This is a genomic window from Ruegeria jejuensis (assembly GCF_041537905.1).
In the GTDB taxonomy this organism is placed as follows: domain Bacteria; phylum Pseudomonadota; class Alphaproteobacteria; order Rhodobacterales; family Rhodobacteraceae; genus Ruegeria_C.
Window position 1 is genome coordinate 1 of the sequence record NZ_JBGRUO010000049.1, and the last position, 8,358, is coordinate 8,358.

The 8,358-nt window shown below is 55.6% G+C and carries 12 protein-coding genes; 3 read left to right on the forward strand and 9 right to left on the reverse strand.

What is annotated here, in order from left to right:
• Nucleotides 1-158: 158 nt before the first annotated feature.
• Genes AB1E34_RS25790 through AB1E34_RS25820 form a run of 7 tightly spaced genes read right to left on the reverse strand, consistent with a single transcriptional unit; the run spans nt 159 to nt 6,046 of the window.
• A complete protein-coding gene (locus AB1E34_RS25790; protein WP_372575155.1) occupies nt 159-1,025 on the reverse strand; it encodes a dioxygenase family protein in 867 nt (288 codons plus the stop codon).
• Nucleotides 1,026-1,035: 10 nt separating this feature from the next.
• Nucleotides 1,036-2,340 carry a TRAP transporter large permease gene (locus AB1E34_RS25795; RefSeq protein WP_372575156.1) on the reverse strand — a complete coding sequence of 435 codons (1,305 nt, stop codon included), beginning with the start codon at nt 2,338-2,340 and terminating at the stop codon, nt 1,036-1,038.
• Nucleotides 2,337-2,888: a TRAP transporter small permease subunit gene (locus AB1E34_RS25800; protein WP_372575157.1), complete on the reverse strand. Its 552-nt coding sequence runs from the start codon at nt 2,886-2,888 to the stop codon at nt 2,337-2,339. Before AB1E34_RS25800 ends, AB1E34_RS25795 begins: the two co-directional genes overlap by 4 nt.
• 30 nt (nt 2,889-2,918) lie before the next feature.
• Nucleotides 2,919-3,992, reverse strand: coding sequence for a C4-dicarboxylate TRAP transporter substrate-binding protein (locus tag AB1E34_RS25805; protein ID WP_372575158.1), 1,074 nt, complete (start codon nt 3,990-3,992; stop codon nt 2,919-2,921).
• Nucleotides 3,993-4,025: 33 nt separating this feature from the next.
• Nucleotides 4,026-4,481 carry an OsmC family protein gene (locus tag AB1E34_RS25810; RefSeq protein WP_372575159.1) on the reverse strand — a complete coding sequence of 152 codons (456 nt, stop codon included), beginning with the start codon at nt 4,479-4,481 and terminating at the stop codon, nt 4,026-4,028.
• Between the two features lie 18 nt (nt 4,482-4,499).
• Nucleotides 4,500-5,165, reverse strand: coding sequence for a malonic semialdehyde reductase (locus AB1E34_RS25815; RefSeq protein ID WP_372575160.1), 666 nt, complete (start codon nt 5,163-5,165; stop codon nt 4,500-4,502).
• Nucleotides 5,162-6,046: a fumarylacetoacetate hydrolase family protein gene (locus AB1E34_RS25820; RefSeq protein ID WP_372575161.1), complete on the reverse strand. Its 885-nt coding sequence runs from the start codon at nt 6,044-6,046 to the stop codon at nt 5,162-5,164. The genes AB1E34_RS25815 and AB1E34_RS25820 overlap by 4 nt, the downstream gene beginning before the upstream one ends.
• An 84-nt stretch (nt 6,047-6,130) precedes the next feature.
• Between AB1E34_RS25820 and AB1E34_RS25825 the strand changes: the two genes are divergently transcribed.
• The 3 genes from AB1E34_RS25825 to AB1E34_RS25835 are packed head-to-tail and all read left to right on the forward strand — an operon-like array spanning nt 6,131 to nt 7,601.
• Complete coding sequence (locus AB1E34_RS25825) at nt 6,131-6,517, forward strand: YciI family protein (protein WP_372575162.1); 387 nt, start codon at nt 6,131-6,133, stop codon at nt 6,515-6,517.
• Between the two features lie 42 nt (nt 6,518-6,559).
• Nucleotides 6,560-7,225 (forward strand): GntR family transcriptional regulator, encoded by a 666-nt coding sequence (locus tag AB1E34_RS25830; RefSeq protein ID WP_372575163.1) that lies wholly within the window; start codon nt 6,560-6,562, stop codon nt 7,223-7,225.
• Nucleotide 7,226: 1 nt separating this feature from the next.
• A complete protein-coding gene (locus tag AB1E34_RS25835; RefSeq protein WP_372575164.1) occupies nt 7,227-7,601 on the forward strand; it encodes a hypothetical protein in 375 nt (124 codons plus the stop codon).
• A 208-nt stretch (nt 7,602-7,809) separates the two neighbouring features.
• Here AB1E34_RS25835 and AB1E34_RS25840 read toward each other — a convergent pair whose 3' ends face one another.
• Complete coding sequence (locus AB1E34_RS25840; protein ID WP_372575165.1) at nt 7,810-8,043, reverse strand: hypothetical protein; 234 nt, start codon at nt 8,041-8,043, stop codon at nt 7,810-7,812.
• Between the two features lie 180 nt (nt 8,044-8,223).
• The coding region (locus AB1E34_RS25845; protein ID WP_445758215.1) for a transposase at nt 8,224-8,358 on the reverse strand (135 nt) is incomplete at its 5' end.

Sequence of the window (8,358 nt, forward strand, 5' to 3'; positions counted from 1 at the left end):
GCTGCTTCAGCGCTGTGTTGTACGAAGGCCAGTTCCTGGTCTTATACGTCGTAGGGGACCAACTGCTCATAACATCCAGCTATCACGCTGGATTCACGAGATGAATCCCCTCAGGCGATTTGTGCAACAAAGCCCACCTCAAGTATCCTCAACAGCTTTTAGTCTTTAGCAAGCTTCACATCGAATTTCACGTGCAAGAAAGGTTCGGTGATCTTACCGGAAAGTTCCATGCCATCGGGGAATTCTGAAACTGGCCTTTCAACATAGGTCATCACCAGATCGTCCCGAACACCAAACACCGTATCCTGATCCAGATAGGGATCGTCATCGGGAAAAATCTCGGTCACTAAAGTTCGGTATCCCGGTGCCTTGACGATAAAGTGTAAGTGAGAGGGCCTCCATGGGTGTCGGCCGCACGCGCGCAATATGTCCCCGACTGGCCCGTCAGATGGAACGGTGTATTCCACCGGCTTCACGGTCGTGAACGCGTAACGACCGTCGGTACCGACCGTCATTAAGCCATGAAAAGAAAAGGTGTCCTGTTCTTCATCCTGGCTTGCATACATCCCATTTGGCGCCGTTTGCCAGATATCCAGCTCTGCTCCGGAAATCGGATTGCCCTCGGTGTCCCGGATAACGCCTTCAGCAAGCAGAACCGGCCCACCGTAGTGGCGCTTCATATCTCCGCCGAATGGCAGAGGCGGTGCGCCAGAGACGTGGAATGGGCCAAGCACTGATGAGCTTGTTGCATCAGTACTGGAGTGCAGCATGTCCACCAATGACGATAAGCCCAGCACGTCTGAAGCGAGTACGAATTCATGCCTGTCCTCGGTTTCCACAGCCGCGCATCCCTCCAGAAATGCAATCCCGGTGCGCCATTCATCATGCGTCAGGTTGGTTTCCCGCGCGAAATCGTGGAGGTGCCTGACAAGAGACCCCATGACTTCATGCATTCGCGGATCAGTGTCGTTGGACAGGTATCCCATGAAGACGTCCGTGATGTTGTCTTTGGTGACAGAGCGCATCTTGGCCTCCTTAGATCAGGGCAAGGCTGAGGATCGGGAATTCGATCAGAATGAACAGAACGATCAGCATCACGAACGCAAAGGGAAGTGCGCCCATGAACACGTCCTTGAGTGATATCCGGTCGTCGTTGATCGTGGACTTGATAACAAAGCAGGATATTCCCAAAGGCGGGGTCAAAAGCCCGATTTCGGCTCCGACCACGGTGATGATCCCGAACCAGATCAGAGACATATCGAGGGCTTCGGCCATTGGCAGGAACAACGGGACCACGATCAGAATGATGGACGCCGTGTCGAGCAACGTTCCCAGAAACAGCATCAACAGGACATAGAGCAGCATGATCGACCAGAAAGACGCGGAATTCCCCGCGAGCAAGTCCTGCAACTGATTGGGCAGTCCGGCGAGGCCCAACATGCGGCTGTAGATCGAAGCGGCCGTAATAAGGAACAGGATCGCTGCCGTGATATGACCGGTTTCCAGCAATGCGTCCCAAAAGGCTTTCGGGGACATTGACTTGCGTATGATAGCGATGATCAAAGCGACGAAGGCCCCTGCTGCTCCTGCCTCGACTGCGGTCAACCAACCCGTATAGATGCCGCCAAGAACGATGGTGATGATGCACAGCGTCGGCAGGGTTTTGGATGCGATCTCGCGCCCGGACATCCATTCGGTGTCATCGACGACGCGGCCACCGACGAACGCCGGTGTGAAACGCCCCATGACCCAGATCGCGCCGACATAGGCAATCGCCAGCATGATCCCCGGAATGACCCCCGCAAGGAACATGTCACCCACAGATTGCTCTGCGACAAAGGAATAGATGATCAGCATGGCCGACGGCGGGATGATCATCCCCAAAACCGAAGACCCGGCCACGACACCAACCGCAAAGCGCGGGTTGTAATCCTGCGCCATCATCTGCGGCACCGAAACTTTGGTGAACACGGATGCCGAAGCGATTGAAGAGCCGGTCACCGCAGCAAAGACGGCGTTTGCTCCGACCGTGGCCATACCGATACCGCCTTTGACCTTGCGAAACCGCATGGTCATGACTTCGTAAATATCCCTGCCCAACCCGGCCTTTGAGACGATGAGCCCCATGAAGGTAAACAGCGGGATAGTCGCGAAACTGTATTCCATCGCACTGTCGCCGACCGCCACTTTCAGCAGGTTAAGCGCAAGCGTGAAGTTGTCCCGCATCAGCCAGATAGACACGAACGAGACGACGCCCAGCGCGATGGGAATGTAGACGCCCGCGTAAATCAGAAAGACGATCGCTACGACCGAGACCAGGCCAATCTCAATCGGCGTCATTCTGCGGCCTCGTCATGTTCAGGGGTGCGAACAAGTTGCGGGCGGTCCTGGGCCGTAACCACCTTGAGCAGGAAGATCACGCAGGCAAGCGCAGTGCCGCACGCGATGACCAGTTTGACCGGCCACCAGGGCAATGTGAAAAGACCCGGAACTCCGAAGTAATCCTGTGTCTCCCACATGTGCAGGAATTCCGGAAAGGTTACATAGGCAATTAGGCCCATGAAGATTGCAGAGATGGCATTGATGATGCGCCTCAGGCTGGCTGTCAGACCCGGGCGGCGATGGTGCAGCAGGTTTAGAAACCCATCCGAGCGCGTCAGCCGATCCACCCGGACCACGTCCGCCAACTGCAGAAAGACAATCATCACGACCGAAAACTGCACCATCTCATAAGTGCCCCGCAGAGGGGCTGAAAACAGACCTCGCGCAATGACGTCGACATTCAGAACGACCACCAACGCAAGGACCACGAGCGTACCCAAAGCGTTGGCGGCAATTGCAAGCGAATTGGCGACCCTAGAAAGGCTAGCAACTGCGGTCTTCAGCATGACAGGCCCCTTTCCCGGATCGCCGGACAGTTATTCGACCGTCCAGTCGCGCACTCCGGTGAACCCCGCATCCTGAAGCTTGCTAAGATAGGCGGCCAGCATCTCTGTGCCCTGCTCGCCGTTATCATTCAGCGTTGCGGCCCATTCCTGCGCGATGTTGGGCATTGCACTCGCCCATGCGGCCCGATCTTCATCCGAAACTTCGACGACGGTTCCGCCAGCTTCAACATATGCATCCCGCGAAGCAGCTGCCCGGTCCATTGCGATACCGGCCAGGTGATCCCGGTAATCGATGGCGACGGCCTTCAACACGTCTTTGACTTCGTCCGGCAGGCCAGCCCAATAGTCGGCATTGACGGTGATGGTCTTGGAATTCACGGCGCCCAGATCGGCCTTCAGCATATAGGGGGCCACTTCAGCGATCTTGAACGTCTTTGCCGCTTCGGGCCACAACATTCCACAATCCACCAGTCCGGTCTGAAGCATGTTGTAGAAATCTGTCAGGCCACCGCGAACACCCGCCGCATCCTTGATGCCTTCGAGATACCGCAAGTTGAGCCCTGCACCGGCAATCTTGCGACCCTCAAGGTCCGAAACCGAGGCAACCGGTTCCGTGCAGAAAATCTGATAGGTGTCGAGAACAACACCGGTGGCCAGATAGACCTGGTTCTGTGCAGCAAACTCGTTCTGCATCGCCGGGTATTCGCGCGCGATTTCATCTACCGCCTTAGCCACAGCACGGGAGTCCGATGCCACGAAGGGGGTCGAGCCTGAAATACCCTGACTAGGCAGTTTCGAGGAATGGAAGATCGTTGTCACGATACCGATGTCACCAAGACCCAGTTGGATACCCTCCAGAACACCCTTCGGCTTTACGATTGAACCGCCATAGTTCTCTTGCCAGTTCATCTTGTAATTGCCGGACTCGGCCAGCCGCTTGTCCACTTCCGGAATGAAGAAGTTGGTGAATTCCTTCACCCATAACGCTCGGTCGGGGTAGCCATCGATGACAACGGCAGAAATATTTTCTTCTGCGGCAACGGGTAGCGCGATGAAGCCTGCCAGAGCAGCTCCCACAAGGCCGTTTTTGGTCCAGATTTTCATTTCTCTCCTCCCAGAAAGTCGGGCCTCTTGTTTTTATTGTTTTGATTTGACCCAGTTGACGGTCAGGTCAGTGCCTGCCGCTTCAAACAGTTTTGCGATGGCGCAATACTTGGCTGTCTCTTCGCCCACCCGCGTCAGCTCCTCCTGACTGGCGGGCGTCTCGCACTTCACGGTGAGCTCGATTTCCGGAAACGGAACATCGATCTCCTCCTCCATCAGGACACCGCGCCGGTCCAGACGGCACTTCGCGTCGATTGTCACCGTGCCCAGGTCAATTCCCAAACGGTGAGCGTTCTTGTGACCGATGACATTGGTGCAGGCGATCAGGGCTGCCATTGCGGTTTCGGTCGGGGACGGGCCAAGATTTGTGCCGCCCCGCTCGACGGGCTCGTCGACAATCACATCCAGATCGCGAATTGGGATCTCGGTGCGCGCATGTGTCGGGCATTGTGCTGTCGTCCGGTAAGTCACGACAGGTTTCACTTTCATGGCCACAGCGTCACCTCCTCATGCATAAGAGCAAACCTTTTCGAATGGAAAGCGCGGAAGCTTTTGGAACAATCCGGTTTCATCCGCGTAGCCTAGATTGCAAAGAAAGTTGGACTTGAGCGTCGTATCTGCAAAAAACTCTTCGTCGACGATCTTGTTCGAAAATCCTGACATCGCGCCAACGTCCAAGCCGACAGCCCGAGCCGCGATCATGAAGTAAGCGCCTTGAAGTGTTCCATTGCGAAACGCAGTGTCGGACACGTAGTCGGGATTGTTTTCAAACAAGTGCCGACGATCTTCATGCGGAAAAAGGAAGGGCAGTTCCTTCCAGAAATCCAAGTCATAGGCAATGATCGCTGTGACTGGCGCATCCATCATCTTTGGCACGTTCTTCGGCTTTAACGACTTGGCAAGCCGTTCTTTTCCTTCGGCACTTTTCACGAAAATAAAACGCGCAGGCAGCGTGTTCATGCTCGTCGCACCATTGATCGTGATATCATAAATCTCTTCGAGTAGGTCGTCAGAAACCGGCTTGTCGGTCCACGCGTAATGAGACCTGGACTCGCGCAGGATCAAGGCAATTGCGTCGTCCGACAAACGTGGAATGCGCTCACGCAGATCACGATGATCCTGCTGCGCCTTTGCGCGAAGTGCCTCCAGCTCTGCCCCGGTTGGTGCGCTCATGCTGCGGCCACCTTTGATTTGGCGTCTTTTTCGTCGATGATCGGGCTGGCACAAATGCCGATGCCTTCAATCTCAACCTCGACGGTTTCGCCGGGCTTCAACCAACGGGGATTCGGCTTTTTAGCGTGACCAACACCCGGAGGTGTTCCCAGCGCAATCAGATCACCGGGTTCAAGAGTGGTGTATTCCGAAATCGTCGCAATGACCTGACGAACGCCCCAGATCATGTTGCCAGTGTTCGAGCTTTGCAGGATTTCATTGCCCACACGGCTTTCGATCTTCAGCCCGGATGCCCCTTCGGGCAGTTCGTCCGGCGTTACGGTGAATGGACCGATCGCGCCCGTGTCATCAAAGTTTTTGCCGGGCGTCCATTGAACCGTTTTGCGCTGATAGTCCCGCAAGGACCCATCGTTGAACACGGTGTAACCAAAGACATATTCCAACGCGTCCTCTTCCGAGATATGGCGACCACGTTTTCCGACGATCAGCATAAGCTCGGCTTCATAGTCGAGTTTCTCAGAACAGGCAGGCCGCACCATAGGTTGCCCCGCCGCCATGATCGAATTCTTCCCGCGCATGAACAGCGTTGGATACTCCGGAATATCGTACCCGCCCTCTTTGATGTGATCCGTATAGTTTAACCCCATGCAAATGATCGTACCGGGCGCGGCCACGGGCAACGCTGGCGTAACAGAGGACACAGGCACGCTGTCTGCGGCGGCGATTTTGCTAGCCAGTGAGTCGGCCAACCCCGGCATACCTATCAAGCCCATCAGATCGGTGCCGACTGCAGGGTCCAAAGCCGTTAAATTTACTGCGTTTTCACCGTTCACGGCAAAAACCGCTGTGCCTTCCGAGGTCTCTCCCACCAGGTATTTCATTATGATCATCCATTTCAGTTCGCTTGATTTTTGCCGACTATTTTGCAATATGTCAAATAATATCGATATTTTTGGAGAACGCCGATGGTTGCTTGGGCAGACTATAAATCAGAAGCGAAAAGCCGCGGCGCACTGGCGTTAGAGCTTTACGTTGCACTCAGCACACCGGCCAAAGCACCAGAAGACGTAAAGGCGTCACTTCCAGATCACTTGGCATATCAGACGGATCTTGAACGCGCGGGACAGCTGGCATTTGCCGGACCGATGTCGGATGAGACCGGTGACCACATGCAGGGGATGGGTCTGATCATCTATCGCGCTGGCAGTCTTGAGGCCGCCCGGAAGCTGGCCGAAGACGATCCCATGCACAAAAGCGGCGCGCGCAGCTTTGTACTTCGACGCTGGATGATCAACGAAGGCTCGCTGAACCTTTCAGTTGGTCTATCGAATGGCACGAGTGCCCTCAGTTAAGAGCACCCAAGAGTTTGCGCCGAGAAAAAGGGACAATCGGATATGGACGCCATGCTTGATACAGAGGGCAAAGAGACATCAGCCACTCATGGCGCGTATCGAAGGCTGCGCGAAATGATCCTGACCGGCGAATTGCCTCCCGGGCAAAAACTCAAGATCGAACAGCTTCGCGGGCTTCTGAACACTGGCGCCAGTCCGGTTCGCGAGGCGCTGAGCCTCTTGACCTCGGATATGTTGGTTGAACGGATTGACCAGCGCGGTTTCAGGGCTGCACCAGTGAGCAAGTGTAACTTCGAGGAAATCCTCTTACTGCGATGCAACCTCGAGGAAACCGCGCTGCGCGCCTCTATCGCCAACGCGGATGCGGCCTGGGAGGATAGGCTTGTTTTGCGTCACCACCATATGAAAAAGGCCGGCCAAAATGGCGCGCACGACTTTGAAGACGCGCACAAGGCGTTTCATATGGCCTTGTTGGGCAATTCGAAACTGCCGTTGCTGCTGCGATATTGCGCGCAGCTTTACGACCTGAACATTCGCTACCGCTATCTGGCAGCAGGCGGTTCAAGCTACAAAAAGCGAAACATCGCCGCCGAACATCAGCAGATTCTGGATGCCGCATTGGATCATGACGCAGACAGTTCGACCCGGCACTTAATCAATCACTATCGCCGAACGGGTGAGTACCTGAGCAGCCAGATGGATTCTTGAAATGCAGCAGAATTGGTTTCTGGGCGATCTGTTGAACCAATTGCTGGACCGCCCCGACAAAAGGCGTGGCAAGGATGACAAACGATCCATTGCTGAACTATGTGAGGCGCTTTTGTCCACAGAAGGGGAAGTATCGGGCTTCACGCTCGCGTCCACGATTCTTGATCGCTACCAGACCTTGGACGATCCGGAAAAACTGGATTTTTTTGTCTACTTGAATGACCAGCTTGAGTTAGACGCAAAACAACTCGCTGACACGGCGCGCCTTTATGCCAGCGACCGAAGTGTCCATCATTACCAAAAGCTTAGTGAAGTTCCGGCACCAATACCTTTTCGACGCATGCAGCAAACGCAGGCCCGTCCATGGCCCCTTTGATGACCCAGGGTGCGATCAGTGCATCGGCTGATAATCCAGCGATAAAGGTCCGTGTTCCCCAAGCGCCGAACGGCGCGTCCATCACCAATCGCTCGCCGCGCAAAGAGCGGCCACGCTGGCGGGTCAGATTGGTTTTGACGGAGGTTTCATCCGCTGCCCGACAGGGCATTGCGCAGCAATGTCCCGAAAGGGAATGAACACAAGGCGCTCAGGGTGGGCACGCATCATGGGCATGCGCCGTTGTTCCCAGTCGTAGCGTCGCTTTCTTACGCGCGCCGAACGGCGCTCGGTGGCCACCACTGCCTTTTTTGTAAGAGTAGCCGAGCTTGCCCAGGAACTTGCCGATTGATGCGGGATGGGCGCGAACCGAAGTCGCACCCTCAAGCGCGGCGGCCAGTTCCGGCAGCGTGATATCCGCATCCTGACAGATCAATTCCTCCAAGCATGCCTGATACGGTGCCAGTTTGCCCTGACCTTTGGGTCGGCCTTAAGGTGCAATTTCTGCGCGTCCGGTGGTTCGGACCTGACGCGCCCACCGCACGCCAGTGGCGGCGGACAATTGTAGATGACCTGAGCCCCTGAATCTCCTCCAGCTTAGTGTAGAGTCCGCCCAACTAAACGACTACCGACTGACGTCGGTAGGATCGGCGATGTGGTTTTCGAGGTATTGCAACACGACGTCTTCGGTGATGGCGCCGTTGGTCGTTGAGAAATACCCTCGCCCCCAGAACCGGCGTCCCCAATAGCGCTTGCGGAT

Excerpts from the sequence above, each read along its gene's own strand:
- AB1E34_RS25790 (WP_372575155.1), bottom strand. The coding sequence starts at position 1,025 with ATGCGCTCTGTCACCAAAGACAACATCACGGACGTCTTCATGGGATAC.
- AB1E34_RS25795 (WP_372575156.1), bottom strand. The coding sequence starts at position 2,340 with ATGACGCCGATTGAGATTGGCCTGGTCTCGGTCGTAGCGATCGTCTTT.
- AB1E34_RS25800 (WP_372575157.1), bottom strand. The coding sequence starts at position 2,888 with ATGCTGAAGACCGCAGTTGCTAGCCTTTCTAGGGTCGCCAATTCGCTT.
- AB1E34_RS25805 (WP_372575158.1), bottom strand. The coding sequence starts at position 3,992 with ATGAAAATCTGGACCAAAAACGGCCTTGTGGGAGCTGCTCTGGCAGGC.
- AB1E34_RS25810 (WP_372575159.1), bottom strand. The coding sequence starts at position 4,481 with ATGAAAGTGAAACCTGTCGTGACTTACCGGACGACAGCACAATGCCCG.
- AB1E34_RS25815 (WP_372575160.1), bottom strand. The coding sequence starts at position 5,165 with ATGAGCGCACCAACCGGGGCAGAGCTGGAGGCACTTCGCGCAAAGGCG.
- AB1E34_RS25820 (WP_372575161.1), bottom strand. The coding sequence starts at position 6,046 with ATGAAATACCTGGTGGGAGAGACCTCGGAAGGCACAGCGGTTTTTGCC.
- AB1E34_RS25825 (WP_372575162.1), top strand. The coding sequence starts at position 6,131 with ATGGTTGCTTGGGCAGACTATAAATCAGAAGCGAAAAGCCGCGGCGCA.
- AB1E34_RS25830 (WP_372575163.1), top strand. The coding sequence starts at position 6,560 with ATGGACGCCATGCTTGATACAGAGGGCAAAGAGACATCAGCCACTCAT.
- AB1E34_RS25835 (WP_372575164.1), top strand. The coding sequence starts at position 7,227 with ATGCAGCAGAATTGGTTTCTGGGCGATCTGTTGAACCAATTGCTGGAC.